The 14,148-nt window shown below is 44.9% G+C and carries 12 protein-coding genes and 4 tRNA genes; 4 read left to right on the plus strand and 12 right to left on the minus strand.

What is annotated here, in order from left to right:
• Positions 1–942: 942 nt before the first annotated feature.
• Complete coding sequence (locus AC6I1F_RS07305; protein WP_251570919.1) at positions 943–1,125, minus strand: hypothetical protein; 183 nt, start codon at positions 1,123–1,125, stop codon at positions 943–945.
• A 192-nt stretch (positions 1,126–1,317) separates the two neighbouring features.
• Positions 1,318–1,393, minus strand: a tRNA-Glu gene (locus AC6I1F_RS07310).
• 155 nt (positions 1,394–1,548) lie between these two features.
• Here AC6I1F_RS07310 and mtgA point away from each other — a divergent pair.
• Positions 1,549–2,220, plus strand: a complete 672-nt coding sequence (mtgA, locus tag AC6I1F_RS07315; RefSeq protein WP_251450186.1) for a monofunctional biosynthetic peptidoglycan transglycosylase — start codon at positions 1,549–1,551, stop codon at positions 2,218–2,220.
• A 42-nt stretch (positions 2,221–2,262) separates the two neighbouring features.
• Here mtgA and AC6I1F_RS07320 read toward each other — a convergent pair whose 3' ends face one another.
• A complete protein-coding gene (locus AC6I1F_RS07320) occupies positions 2,263–3,159 on the minus strand; it encodes a formate dehydrogenase accessory protein FdhE (protein WP_290149349.1) in 897 nt (298 codons plus the stop codon).
• A 155-nt stretch (positions 3,160–3,314) separates the two neighbouring features.
• On the opposite strand from AC6I1F_RS07320, the gene AC6I1F_RS07325 reads away from it, so the two are divergent.
• Positions 3,315–3,908 (plus strand): thioredoxin fold domain-containing protein, encoded by a 594-nt coding sequence (locus AC6I1F_RS07325; protein WP_251450182.1) that lies wholly within the window; start codon positions 3,315–3,317, stop codon positions 3,906–3,908.
• Between the two features lie 265 nt (positions 3,909–4,173).
• Here AC6I1F_RS07325 and AC6I1F_RS07330 read toward each other — a convergent pair whose 3' ends face one another.
• Complete coding sequence (locus AC6I1F_RS07330) at positions 4,174–4,503, minus strand: hypothetical protein (protein WP_160336073.1); 330 nt, start codon at positions 4,501–4,503, stop codon at positions 4,174–4,176.
• 283 nt (positions 4,504–4,786) lie between these two features.
• Positions 4,787–5,803, minus strand: a complete 1,017-nt coding sequence (locus tag AC6I1F_RS07335; protein WP_497801705.1) for a DUF362 domain-containing protein — start codon at positions 5,801–5,803, stop codon at positions 4,787–4,789.
• A gap of 402 nt (positions 5,804–6,205) precedes the next feature.
• On the opposite strand from AC6I1F_RS07335, the gene AC6I1F_RS07340 reads away from it, so the two are divergent.
• A tRNA-Leu gene (locus AC6I1F_RS07340) sits at positions 6,206–6,290 on the plus strand.
• Between the two features lie 640 nt (positions 6,291–6,930).
• Positions 6,931–7,015: transfer RNA gene (locus tag AC6I1F_RS07345), tRNA-Leu, on the plus strand.
• Between the two features lie 157 nt (positions 7,016–7,172).
• Here the strand turns inward: AC6I1F_RS07345 and AC6I1F_RS07350 are convergent.
• The 7 genes from AC6I1F_RS07350 to tpiA all read right to left on the minus strand — a co-directional run bounded on the left by AC6I1F_RS07350 (position 7,173) and on the right by tpiA (position 14,120).
• Positions 7,173–8,546: an IS1634 family transposase gene (locus AC6I1F_RS07350; RefSeq protein ID WP_497801706.1), complete on the minus strand. Its 1,374-nt coding sequence runs from the start codon at positions 8,544–8,546 to the stop codon at positions 7,173–7,175.
• A 276-nt stretch (positions 8,547–8,822) separates the two neighbouring features.
• Positions 8,823–9,935 carry an IS110 family RNA-guided transposase gene (locus AC6I1F_RS07355; RefSeq protein ID WP_290432607.1) on the minus strand — a complete coding sequence of 371 codons (1,113 nt, stop codon included), beginning with the start codon at positions 9,933–9,935 and terminating at the stop codon, positions 8,823–8,825.
• 423 nt (positions 9,936–10,358) lie between these two features.
• A complete protein-coding gene (locus AC6I1F_RS07360) occupies positions 10,359–11,471 on the minus strand; it encodes an IS110 family RNA-guided transposase (protein ID WP_290432607.1) in 1,113 nt (370 codons plus the stop codon).
• Between the two features lie 4 nt (positions 11,472–11,475).
• A complete protein-coding gene (locus AC6I1F_RS07365; protein WP_497801707.1) occupies positions 11,476–12,033 on the minus strand; it encodes a hypothetical protein in 558 nt (185 codons plus the stop codon).
• 806 nt (positions 12,034–12,839) lie between these two features.
• Positions 12,840–12,924, minus strand: a tRNA-Leu gene (locus AC6I1F_RS07370).
• 46 nt (positions 12,925–12,970) lie between these two features.
• A complete protein-coding gene (secG, locus tag AC6I1F_RS07375) occupies positions 12,971–13,339 on the minus strand; it encodes a preprotein translocase subunit SecG (RefSeq protein WP_289077744.1) in 369 nt (122 codons plus the stop codon).
• 13 nt (positions 13,340–13,352) lie between these two features.
• Positions 13,353–14,120 carry a triose-phosphate isomerase gene (tpiA, locus tag AC6I1F_RS07380; protein ID WP_289077743.1) on the minus strand — a complete coding sequence of 256 codons (768 nt, stop codon included), beginning with the start codon at positions 14,118–14,120 and terminating at the stop codon, positions 13,353–13,355.
• Between the last annotated feature and the right edge of the window lie 28 nt (positions 14,121–14,148).

Raw genomic sequence — 14,148 nt, forward strand, 5'->3', positions numbered from 1 at the left:
GAATTATCCTAATCGTGGACACGTAATCTTAAGCCGCTATCCACTAAACCACTTCTAAAATAGGAGCATTACCATTGGCCAGCTTTTTCCTAAAAACACTCAAATATCCTCTTGTGTAATTAGTTTAAGTTAGGCGCCTATTCCGTTTAATCTGAAAGCTTCTCTAAAAGATGATCCGGGCACCCACTCTTTCTTAAAAATTCCTTTTGCCCTCTTTCGTTTTTATTCCGATCAGGAAGACTGCTACTGTAGCTCCCCGAACACCGGCACCAGCTCCGGATCGTATTCTTCCGAGGTGGACGGCTCTTGCTATCCTTCTCTTCGTCCAAATTCTTATCTGAAATCTATTGGTTCTTCATGTCTGAGCGGTTCAGCATATCTTGAGTGTTCTTCTGCGTTTGGATTTGCATATTTCCCTTCACCGTTCTTAACAAGCAGTACTCTAAGAAACTTTCTTTCCGCTTAAATCTGAATTACTCCGAGACATCTCGCCCATAAGCGCTCATAGCATCACAGAGAAGTTCGGCTGCTTTGTTTTCGTCGATGAAGCAAATACCAAGGAACTCCAAAAGCCATTTTTTTGCGTATCGACAGGGAGATTGAACTCCACCCTTTCAGATTAACAAACAACACCGTTTCACTTGACATAATTACCAAAGAAGTACATAAGCCTTTCCTCGTTGTCCGAGACACCGACATCATCCATGATGATTCAGCCGTTATTTTTTACATCAACGCACCAAAATTTCAAAAGGCCTTTTCTAACGTCGTTGATGATTCGAGTCGTTTCCTTTCGCTGAAGTTGATATACTAGTTATGCGGCGACTGGGAGCATAGTGGCACCTGCTCGGGGAGCAGGGAGCGTTTCGGACGTAAGCGATGGGGCCCGGCTGCTGTTTTCTTCTCTTTCTTTGCGATAAATGCATTGTTGTCATTAAGGGCCTAAACTTCTTCCGCAAAGAAATATATCTTCCCGATCAGACTTCCCATTAATCCACCTCGGTAAGCAGCAAACGTTTTCATTCGCTTTCCGCAAATAGTATCTCGAACGCCTTGAACGAATTGACGAACTTTATTTTCAGCCCTCTCAGAGCTCTTCAGGTCAACAACATCCTTCATATTCACGATTGTTTCCTTTGAGCAGCCCGATAAAGAACAAAAAGCTAGAGACCATTTTGGTCTGCATGAGGGAATTGTGGGGCGTCTGAATTTAAAAGAAACGAGCTGTTGAGTCGGTAAGAATCCTGAAAACCCGCATGGATACTGATATTTGGCGATAACTGGTGCAGTGTGACGTAGGTTGAAGCTAGAAGTCTCTGGCGTCCCGAACGAGATTCGAACTCGTGTTCTAACCTTGAGAGGGTTATGTCCTAGGCCTCTAGACGATCGGGACTCTCCGAAAGTGAGGAAGAGTATACATCAACAAAAATCACAAAACGCTTTCTGCGGCTAAAATACCTCCATCGCATTTAGGGATTCCGCGCCATTGTGTTCAACTCATCAAAACAAAAGAAAAAAAAATTTTCCATCCGGTCTTTAGTGACCAGGATGTTTCTCTTTCTTTTGCTTTCGGTTTTTGCTCTGGAGCTCTTCTATATCGCAAGAATCGCCCTCTTCGCGTTCATTGACCCGAGTTCAACTCCGTATATGCGACAGGAAGAAGACAGGCTATCAGAAAATGCTCCGCACTCGGTCCGCTACAGCTGGGTGGATTACGACAAAATCTCGCCATACATGAAAAGCGCGGTCGTCGCTGCCGAAGATGCCAATTTCATGCACCACAACGGTCTGCAGTGGGGCGCCATTCTCACAGCCGCACAGCGCAATCTCCTTTCCGAACGCCATGCGCCCGGCGGTTCTACTCTGACACAGCAGACAATTAAAAATCTTTTTCTTAGCCACGACCGAAGCTACTTCAGAAAGATTCAGGAGATTATTCTTGCGCCAATCGTTGAAGCGCTCTGGAGCAAAAAACGTATTCTGGAGGTCTATCTCAACATTGCGGAGTTCGGAAACGGAATATTCGGTGTTGAAGCTGCTTCACGCGCCTACTTTCACAAAAGCGCCTCTCAGCTGAACCGAAATGAAGCGATCCGATTGGCCTCCATTCTCATCAATCCGAAGAAATACCACATCAACAGCAATTCCTCACTCATTCAGAGGCGAGTTCACAGAATCGCAAACGATATGCGTCTTGTTGATATTCCTAAAAATAAATAAGCCTCGAATTTCCTCGAGGCCGATAATGCTCTACCTTGGTGATTAGGCTTCTGTATCCTGATCTTTGATCTGATCCTCATACAGATTCTGAACTACGCCCATTGCTACCAGCTCAATATCGTAATCGAGCTCACCCTTCAGGACGTTCTGGAATACGGTAGGCATCACGCCGCCACACTCTTTGCAGGCGTGCAGACGATGAGCGGGGTCTTCATCGGCATAGAAATACTTCAGTTTGTTGCTGTTGGTATTGCCGCAGTAGGCGCAGCGAACACGTTCAAACGGCCAAACCGTGCCGCAGCAGGAACAGAAAAGTTTGCGCTCGTTAGACTGAGTTCCCGCAACCTCACTGACAGAAGAAATCGCAGGAACAGAACCGCATGTCGGACAAAGAAGCGGTTTATCGCGCACAGCAACTTCATCAAGTCTTGTGAGTGCGTCTGTCATCGCTTCTCCGACAGGTTTCAGATAAGCGCGGATAATATTGATAAACAGGCCTGCAAGAACGCTTTGGCTTTCACCATCTTCCGCGTCGATACCTAGATCGGAAGAAGCTCGTTCAAACAATTCCGACGGATCTTTACCGGCTAATGCGATCGCCTCATCAGAGAGTTTGTCCCAGTCAAGAGTATTCAGCATTTCGATTTGGTGCGGTTCATTGATGACACCGGTTTCAATAAAACGCTTCTGAAGCAGACGGCAGTTGTCACGGAAGTCTTTCGGGTCAATGATCAGAGGATGTGCTTTCAGATATGCGGAATGCTCATTAAAGAGTCTTCTTGCTTCTTCTCCGTCAAACTTGAAGGCCGGCAGATTCGGCTTGATGCTGTCTCTCACGTCAAACATGCTGTTCGCATATGTCATGAGTCCCATCCAGTCCACACCGTCGTCTCTGTCCAGGTAACCTTCAATCGCCTTTTCTCTCAAACTTTCCGTCATATCTTTTCCTAAAATTTCTCTGCCCCATGGCGCATATAAGATTTTCAGACATAACTATACTCAGACCGGACAAAACGCTCCAACTTAAGCGTTTAAAAATATTTCAAAATTATTATTCTTTTTATCATCGCTATTTTTTTTTCAAGGACACCATAATGAATGCTAAATTTTCCAGACGCACTCTTTTCGCTTTTGCGTCTGCGGCTGCCGCAATGACCGCAGGAGTGAAGACCGCTTCGGCTTCTCCCGCATCCATCCCGCCGATTTGGAACGGAGAAAAGATGTACAACTCTTTTCTCAAGGACGGCACAGGATTTAGTTTTCCTCATAAAGAAGGTGCTCCTGTCGCCGTGGTGGCGTTCGACACCCAGTGCCCGGACTGCATGCGTCTCTTACAGCGTCTCCAGCCGCTTCTGAAGGACGTTCAGGTGAATTTCTACCCGATCTCTTTCATGAACATCCATTCCGAGCCTCAGGGTACGACGATCCTTATGGCTGATAAGCCCTATGAAGTATTTGAGCGGCAGCATGAACACTTTAAGGATCCGGATTTCAGAGGTATTCGCTACGACATTTCCAAACTTCCGGTTGAGTTAAGAGACAAAGTCTGGACAAACACCAAACTTCACAGACGCGCCGGCTGCAGAGCGGTTCCCTACGGTGTTTTCAAAAATAGCAAGGGCGAGTACGTCCCCTTCGATGAAAACCTGACTACGGAAGAGCTTCGCAAGGTTTTTGAACTGAATTAAGAATCTGATTCTTTACCTGAAAGCCGGACTCGCTGTCCGGCTTTTTTGGATCTCGACTATAAAGCCTCGCCGAAACAGATGCTGAAATAAGAAGGCTAAAAAGAAATTGAGCATTCTCTCGATTTTTTCTATCCTCTGATCGGTCAAAAAAGGACTCTACAACCTGTTGGACGGATTTCGGTTAACCGCTACCAATAACACCCATACAAAAGGGCGGCCAAAAGGACCGCCCCACCCCATGCAGTGTGAAGATCTAACTTCTCGACTACTTAACTGATGAATCTCCGCTGCCAAAAGAGAAACTATTCTTTAACTGACTCTTGGCATTATCTACGTCCTGACCAAGTTTCTGTTTATCTGTAGGAAGTTCCGTATAGCTGCCGTCCTTTACGTGCTGCTTAATTGCGGATGCGTCTCCCTTAATGGTTTCGACAGTTTCGGTGATGCTTCCGCCGGAATTGGCTGATGTCGTCGTGGTGGTGGTCTTGGTCACAGTATCGGCAGCATCGACAGAAGGCGCTGTTATTTCAGCTGCATTGACTGTAAAAGCAAAAGCAGCTATCGAACTGAGAATTGCAGCCTGAACTAATTTCATAATAAACCTCACTTAGTATCATCACTTAATTTCGTGATTCATTTATATTTATATACGGGTTTTAACCAATACGTGTAAATTTCGAGGTTACATGTGTAAATGAAAATTAAAATTGATGCGGTTACCGATGCGTCGACAGAGTATGTTTCGGGTTTTGCTTTGCTGCCGATTCTGCGGAGGAGGACTGCTTAAAAATATGGCCGGAGGTTATCCGGCCTGAGAGAACTCGATCGAGCCACTTAGAGAATTTTATGAGTGACCCGAATTTCTTTCCGAAGTGTGATTACTTCACCTCAATAAGTTCGTACTGTGTATTGCCCATATGATGTTCAGCCATTGCAGACAGCTGACGCAAACCATGTCTGGTTTCAATTCTCTCGACAAGATCATGATTATCTGCAGTCTGACCGTAGACAAGGTCGACTGAAGCCTGATCAATCGCCAAAAGGTCTGTCGAAGCCAGAATACCGATATTCTTAATTGTCGGTTTTGCTGCGTGGATACCGGCGCAGTCACAATCAACGGACATGTTGCGAAGGACATTGATGTAAGTGATTCGCTTGCCGAAATGATCGATTACGGCTTTGGCAGAGTCAGCCATATTTTCCATCAGAACTTCTTTGGCGGGCCATGCGTTCCAATCTGCAGGCGGTTCTCCCGAAACGCCGTGAACCTGTCTCTTGCCTTCCTGTCCGGATGCGCATCCGATAGCGATGTTCTTCATAGAACCGCCGAAGCCGCCCATTGCATGACCTTTAAAGTGTGTGAGAACGAGCATTGAATCGTAATTAACAATGTTCTTGCCCATTGCTACTTCTTTCAGATGGAATGCATTGTCAACCGGAAGGTTGACGTATCCATGCTCATCCATGATGTCAACCGGACAAAAGTCCCAACCGTTGACCTTCAGAGCCTCGCGATGTCCGGCAGTAGTGAATCGGTCGCCCTCATAAAGAGTGTTGGTTTCAACAATAACGCTGTTGGGAATGGTCGCCTGGAGCGCTTTAACCAGATCGCGGGGAATGATGTTGGGGCCGTGTTTTTCACCGGTATGAAGTTTAATTGCGACTTTGCCGTAAATGCCTTCATTCACTAAGTTATAGAGTTTGATCAGCATCTCGGAGCTGATGACCGGTGAAAAATATACCTTCGCGCAGGAACCGGTAAATCTACCGGGTTCGACACGTTTTGAACCAATGACCGGAGTTTTAACAGTTCCGACTACGACTTTTTCCTGTGCTACCGCCTCAGCTGACAAACAGGGAGCGGCTGCCGCTCCTGCGACGATTGCAGATTTCAAGATAGCTCTCCTTGATATTTCTTTGCTGTCCTGCATTCATTACTCCTATTTTTTCAATTAGGGACCATGGTTGATGTTATGCGTTCGGACTTAAAAATTCTTGTCTATTCTTCTTTCATTCGTTCTGAAATGAAATAGTTACAGACAAACATCTACTACCTAATTTTATATTTAGGCGTCTTTAAATTCCACAAGTTCACTGTCGGGAATGCCTCGAGTTTCGTCTGACAATAATTCCGATATTTAGACAAGGCGTAATCTTTCAGCCTGAATGCGACGGTCTTTTCATTGTTTTAGATTTTTTAGCGACTTTATTTTTGCGACTACACAAAAATAATTTCTTGTGTATAATGGCGTCTCTTCGATGATTTAGGCCTTCAAGACCTGATGAATTGAAAGAATGCCTTCGTGGTGAAATTGGTAGACACGCCATCTTGAGGGGGTGGTGACGAAAGTCGTATGAGTTCGAGTCTCATCGAAGGCACCAAAATTCTAAAAGTCCGTAAATTTAGTTTTACGGGCTTTTTATTTTTTTCATCGAAACATCACGAAGGACCTAATCGGCTTAAGGCGATTCTCTGAACACGAAGAATCTCATGAGACGAGATTGATTTGATGAGTTTGTAAAGTTCTGCCTTGTGCGAACTGTGATTTTTGAATTGTGTCATCGGAAGCATCGGCAGTACTTTTTATGTCGTCAGATCGAAGAGAAAGAACTTGAGATCGTCATTGACCGGACCGGACGGAGAAATATACAAGATCGGATTCTCGGTATTTCATTTCATCCGGTGCGTCTTTAATCAACGACTGTAATTCATCCGATCGGGAGGCAGGCTGGCAGCAACTCTGCCGCGAATTTAGATATCCGGGCTAAAGCAGCTGACGGAAACAGTGGCTCATCTCATATCCAGACTAAATAAACGCGACACTCTATTAGGTAATGAGCGGATACATTTGTGAATTTGAGAAACAGACTGGTTTTCTACGGATATCGCTTTTGCTGCCGGAAAAAAAATTTATAAGAAATGACGGTGGGTAATACAGCAGCATACACAAGAATATTTTTTTGTGTATAATGCCACCATTCTCTGATGCTATAGGGCTTCAGACTGAATGAATATAGGTGCGCCTTCGTGGTGAAATTGGTAGACACGCCATCTTGAGGGGGTGGTGACGAAAGTCGTATGAGTTCGAGTCTCATCGAAGGCACCAATAAAATCTAAGCGAAACTGGCCTGTGTTTACGGGCTTTTTTATTATCCGATTTCGCTTATCAAAATCTATATTTCCCCTACATATCCTAGCGACCTGTAATTCCATCCTTGGAACTTTTGCGTCTGCAATAATTTGTCTCCTGAATTCCGTGCCCTCTAGGTGATAAATCTTGGAGGCACGGCTATCTTCAGAGCTTCCATCGTCGCTCTTAGTTTCTTGGGGATTAGGTCCCAGTAAAAAGAGTTTTCTTCGTCAGATTTCCTGCTGGTTACGTCAACAGCCCCCATCATTCTCAGGAAGTCCGGTGTATCGTTCGGCAAGTACTTCGACGATGCGTCCAGCTTCGCTTCGGTTCTCTTTGCTAAGGTAAATCTCATCTTCAGATTCATTAGAAGGATCAGGCTTAAAAATAAAACGAAGACTTTTCCTTCAAGAGCTCTTTCCCGGCAGCGCATTCGACGGCCTGAGCACCGTTCTTTGAGATTGTTGAAGTTTTTTTCGATGATATCTCTCTGTCGATATATTCTGAGAGCTTCATTTGCTGAGCCTACGGTGTTCGAGACAAGAACGAACAGCCCGAGGCTGTGCGCCTTGTTTTCCCATTTCTTCGGACTGTAACTCCATCCCTGAGAGCTCTTTATGAAGAAACGTTTAATTAAATCCTTATCTGAGTCCTTGAGGGCGATTTTCTCTGCAAGTTTGTCTTGAACTTTCTTAATTTGTCTGAGAAGAGACTCATTTTCAGCGGCGGCTCGCGCCGGATCCAAATAGACATGAATGTAAAGAGGCCGCGTTTCCAAATATCCAGTTGCAGGGTCTCTGTAAGACCACGTTGTTGACGAAGTTTTAGCCTGGACGCCAAATTCCTCTAAGAATGTATCAACGCCTCCGAATCGGAGCTGGGGTTCGAAGCTGCTCAGAACAGATTTGCAGTAATTCAGATTAGTCTTAGAGCCACAAATAAATCCTAAATTCTGTTCGTAGAGCCGGTCGAGCAAAGTAGGAGAACTGAAAGCTCTATCCATCACTAAGTTCACCTGAGAGCTTCCTAAATCGGCGGCGTCCGCAAGCATTTGTCTTAAGGCTAATGGATCACTCAGAGAACCCTCCAGCACTTTGTAGTAGAGAGGTTCTCCAGAATATTCCGAGACAATCAACCCTAAATTTAATTGAGGCAATTCCGAGTTTTCTTTGCTATAGCCGTAAGCGACTTTGCGGATCGTTTCGGAATAAGACGATATTGATGTCGTATCAAAGCTCCAATAGACGTCTCCTTTAGTCTCCAGCTGCGAGTACAGCAGCCGTTTCCTCAGAAAAGACATTATCTCCGGGTTAGAGACTTGCTCAAAGAGATCAGAAACATGCTGAGAGGTAGTCGGCGTACAGGGAAGCCATGTTTGGGCGCTGTAAATTTCAAACTCAGAAGCAACTGCACCCGGGTCTGCTGCAAAAAATATAGCCAAATCTCTGGAACCCCGACGGTTGTCAAGTATGTTTGAGTAAATCTTGCCCTTAATCTTGCGAAGCAAGACTATTGCTTATTTTTTTAGTTGGTTTGTCCGAGTAAAAAGGAGGCTATTGTTGATACATACAGAAGAGGCCAATCTACAAATCTCTCCAGGCTGTTTTAAGGACCCTTTTGGATCCTATTTGCCTACCATGAAATTCAAGATCAGTCCGTTCGTGCCTTATAAGGAAGACTGGTTGTAACCAATTGGCTGTAGCAGGCTGTGGAACGGGCCTTTCGGCTTTCTCATGCTTAGTTAAAGTCGATTTTGCTCGAACTGTATCATTAAGTTAAACCCTTATGCTCCTTTGGGTAATGAGCATTTAGCGATTCCGGCTATTTTGGGATCGTATGCCTTACGGCTTATGAGAACGGCCCTAACGATCCGTAACAGTTTAGCTGCAACGGCACATACCAGTTTTCCCCACGGCATTTTTTCTTTTTGCTTCTTTAAAATCCACTTCGTTAACTGTTTGGATTCCAATTTTCCTCTATTGGCCATGTTAATCACGCTCCCGGCCCCTTGCACCATTAAAGACCTCATTGTTTTGTCTCCTCGATGGGTGATTTTTCCTTTCTTCTCGTTGTGCCCCGTAGCAAAGCTTCTTGGTACCAAACCATAATAGGCAGGAAAATCTTTGGGATTTTTAAATCTCTTTATGTCTCCAATCGTTGCACGAAGTCTGCAGCAGCTGATTAAACCCAGCCCCGGAATCGTTTGAATTAGCTGGCAAACTTTATCGTTCTTAGCTAGCACCTCAAGGGTTTTGGTGATTTTATTCAAGGCCCTTTGAACTGTTTGAGCGTGTGTGACCATGTCAACGAGACTTTCCTTGAGTTCCTCCGGAAAAGCTGCGTGATTTTCAATCAGATCTTTCAATCGAGCTTTCCCGCTGATTCCTTTCGATATATTCAATCCCCAGGCTTGGCAAATCCCTTTTAAAGACACAATGCTCTGTCTATATTGCTTGATATATTGTTCCCGCAGCGTTGTTAAGCTCGCGTACTTTTGTTGCTCCATATCTTTGGCTTTGATCGTTCGTAACTGTGTATCCCGTGTAAGGAACGCCAGCGCCTGAGCATCATTTAAATCGGTTTTTTGATTTGAAAAATGAGACTCAATGTAATCCCTTACATTCTTGCCGCCGATAACCAGGCAGCGATGTCCCCACCCTTCTAACCTTTGAACTAAGTAATTCATTTCAGTACAAGGCTCCATAGCGAACGTCGTAGGACTAAGCTCCTGTGCATTTTTTTCAAGCTCTTGATAGTCCAGGCGATCGATACCAACAATTTCTCCATCCGTTGTTATCAGAACAGCACTGACGCAATTCTTGGCTAAATCAAGGCCGATAACTTCATATTCGAGGTTTGTGTCGATTGACTTTGCGAGTATCCTTCTAATTGACATGGGATCACCTTCTTAAAGATTTTGTCACTTTGATTTTGCTCCCTGCATCGGACTGGGAGCAAAGGGGTTCCATGTCATTAGATCTCTGGAACCCCGACGGTTGTCAAGTATGTTTGAGTAAATCTTGCCCTTAATCTTGCGAAGCAAGACTATTGCTTATTTTTTTAGTTGGTTTGTCCGAGTAAAAAGGAGGCTATTGTTGATACATACAGAAGAGGCCAATCTACAAATCTCTCCAGGCTGTTTTAAGGACCCTTTTGGATCCTATTTGCCTACCATGAAATTCAAGATCAGTCCGTTCGTGCCTTATAAGGAAGACTGGTTGTAACCAATTGGCTGTAGCAGGCTGTGGAACGGGCCTTTCGGCTTTCTCATGCTTAGTTAAAGTCGATTTTGCTCGAACTGTATCATTAAGTTAAACCCTTATGCTCCTTTGGGTAATGAGCATTTAGCGATTCCGGCTATTTTGGGATCGTATGCCTTACGGCTTATGAGAACGGCCCTAACGATCCGTAACAGTTTAGCTGCAACGGCACATACCAGTTTTCCCCACGGCATTTTTTCTTTTTGCTTCTTTAAAATCCACTTCGTTAACTGTTTGGATTCCAATTTTCCTCTATTGGCCATGTTAATCACGCTCCCGGCCCCTTGCACCATTAAAGACCTCATTGTTTTGTCTCCTCGATGGGTGATTTTTCCTTTCTTCTCGTTGTGCCCCGTAGCAAAGCTTCTTGGTACCAAACCATAATAGGCAGGAAAATCTTTGGGATTTTTAAATCTCTTTATGTCTCCAATCGTTGCACGAAGTCTGCAGCAGCTGATTAAACCCAGCCCCGGAATCGTTTGAATTAGCTGGCAAACTTTATCGTTCTTAGCTAGCACCTCAAGGGTTTTGGTGATTTTATTCAAGGCCCTTTGAACTGTTTGAGCGTGTGTGACCATGTCAACGAGACTTTCCTTGAGTTCCTCCGGAAAAGCTGCGTGATTTTCAATCAGATCTTTCAATCGAGCTTTCCCGCTGATTCCTTTCGATATATTCAATCCCCAGGCTTGGCAAATCCCTTTTAAAGACACAATGCTCTGTCTATATTGCTTGATATATTGTTCCCGCAGCGTTGTTAAGCTCGCGTACTTTTGTTGCTCCATATCTTTGGCTTTGATCGTTCGTAACTGTGTATCCCGTGTAAGGAACGCCAGCGCCTGAGCATCATTTAAATCGGTTTTTTGATTTGAAAAATGAGACTCAATGTAATCCCTTACATTCTTGCCGCCGATAACCAGGCAGCGATGTCCCCACCCTTCTAACCTTTGAACTAAGTAATTCATTTCAGTACAAGGCTCCATAGCGAACGTCGTAGGACTAAGCTCCTGTGCATTTTTTTCAAGCTCTTGATAGTCCAGGCGATCGATACCAACAATTTCTCCATCCGTTGTTATCAGAACAGCACTGACGCAATTCTTGGCTAAATCAAGGCCGATAACTTCATATTCGAGGTTTGTGTCGATTGACTTTGCGAGTATCCTTCTAATTGACATGGGATCACCTTCTTAAAGATTTTGTCACTTTGATTTTGCTCCCTGCATCGGACTGGGAGCAAAGGGGTTCCATGTCATTAGAAAGAAGATAAGCAGCCCTGTCTTTACCGAAAACCGCTTCCAAATCAGCTTGTAAATGGTTTTGCTTAGCAATTTCCCATAAAACATATGAGGCACCGGCCGACAAACGTGTATCTTGATCAAGTTCATCAAGAAAAGCTTTCCTCTGCTCTGCATTTGGAACCAAAGGCGGCAAAGGACATGCGACGCCGCCAAACAATCGAACCTTCCTTCCAACAAGTTTTGCCTTGCAGTCTTTTAAAGCCGGATAGTCAGCGAGAAACCTCCTTCCCAACTCAATTGAATCATCTTCCAAAAGTCTTCCAACAGTCTTTTGGAAAACCTTTTCACATTTATTGTTGTTCCAGCGGTTCTTGTAGAAAATCGCATAACGAATCCCATGATTGTTCTTCACGAACACGGGATGTATGAAACCTGTTTCTAAGAAGCACTGTTCCTGAGTTTTGCTATCCATATTTGTAGGGTGATTGGTTTCTTTCATAGGTTATAATTATCGCCTATGAAGTTAAAGAAGTCCATCCATGCATTACTCAAAAGGGGTATAAAATCAATTGGTTAAATTGAAGATGAGACTATTTGTAAAAATAGCTCCTAGAATTTTGGGAATTCAGGTTGTCTTTGACGGTAAGAAATTTCTTGTCCGGCGTATTGAATCCTTATCTGGAAATTTTGCCTTGAACTTCTTCGCTTAATCGTTGACTGTTTTTTCCTGAATGTCTTATCGGATAAAGGATATTCATTGCAAGTTTGATGCCCTCCGGATATTCAATTGACTGATTAACGTCGGGCTGTATTCGGTTCTACCTAAGCATTCCTAAGGAGTTCGCACAAGAGTAATTTTGGTGACGACGATGGATAGGTAACAATGCAGCTTGTATATTCATCTTGCAAGTGCCTTAGGTTTTAGCTGCCGCATCTGGCCCTATAGTCTTAGAGGCTTTTGCAGCGGTAGTTTTTGCCGATAAAGATTCGCGTAGATATCAGCTCCCGCGATACGATTGCCGGATAAATAAGGAAGCTGCCCTTACCAGTTTGTTTTTACAATGAATGGTGCTGATATAGCCGATGCCATCACCAAGAATAGAATCCATTTCTGACCAACCGAGAGCGTTCTTCCGAACATGTCAGTGAATCTAAATTAGATCGTTAGTGTGACTCAGGTCAGGGGTTGCCGAAGCTCTCGTTTAGAAATCTGTTGGCTTTTGCACGTAGATCGGATTTTTTTACGCGACGCCTGTCTGAAAAGAGATCGGCCTGTGTTAAATCACACAGGCCAACCAAGAATTCTGGTGCCTTCGATGAGACTCGAACTCATACGACTTTCGTCACCACCCCCTCAAGATGGCGTGTCTACCAATTTCACCACGAAGGCTTTATTTATCGAATCTGATCTCCATCAGCTCCGGAAGATCGATATTCTACTGCGGAATTTGATTTTTTGCAGGAGTATTAGTGGGTTCACTGCTCTTTTCCGTTGCCGGAGTTGTAACAGGAGCTTTCTGTTCAACCACTGTGCTCAGAACACCGCCGGCTGCAGGCGCTTTGCGGACAGTCTGACCGCCGAAAGTTAAAGCCAGTGTCGCGCAGAAGAAAATTGTCGAGGCAATCGCAGTCGAGCGAGATAAAAAGTTTGCACTGCCGGTCGCACCGAATAAAGAACCGGAAGCGCCGCCGCCAAACGCCGCACCCATGTCGGCACCTTTACCATGCTGAAGAAGAACCAGCACGATAATCGCTAAAGCAGACATTACCTGCAGCACTACAGCGATCGTAATCAATAATTGCATAATAAGTTTCCGTTTAAATCATGTCAGAACCGCAAGCGGCCTGAGCTATTTCATAAAATTCATTGGCTTTCAGCGAAGCCCCGCCAATTAAGCCTCCGTCAATATCATTGCACGCGAACAGTTCTTTCGCGTTCGAAGGCTTTACGGAACCGCCGTATAAAATACGCAGCGCTTCCGCGGCACGCGAATCACGCGATTCTACACTATCCCTGAGCGCAGCGTGCACAACTTCAGCTTGCTGAGGTGTCGCGGTTTTACCAGTACCGATCGCCCAAACAGGCTCATAAGCGAGCGCACCCGAGGCTAAAGCTTCAGCGCCGATCACGTCCAGAACCGCGTTAAGCTGAGACAAAACAACGTCAGAAGTTCTTCCGGCCTCTCTTTCTTCCAGTGTTTCGCCAACACAGACAATCGGACGCAGTCCATACTGAACGGCCATCTTTGCCTTGGCCGCAACGATCTCATTGGTTTCTCCAAGACCGTGACGACGCTCGGAATGACCGACAATAACCCAGGGACATCCGATATCTCTCAGCATCGCGGCGCTGACTTCACCGGTGAACGCGCCGTTCTCGTGCGCAGAACAGTCCTGAGCACCCGTGTTGATCATAAGCGCCGAAGTCAGGAAACTCTGCTGAAGTTCATTGAGATAAACAAAGGGAGAACACACAACCAACTCCGTGTCTAACGGAGAAAAAGCTGAAAATTCCTGCACCCATTTACGATTCGCTTCAAGGGAACCGTTCATTTTCCAATTCGCTACAACCAAATTTCTGCGCATCCGGGAACTCCGAACTGATTAATAATCG

It is taken from the genome of Parasutterella sp. St.1A3 (genome assembly GCF_059728705.1).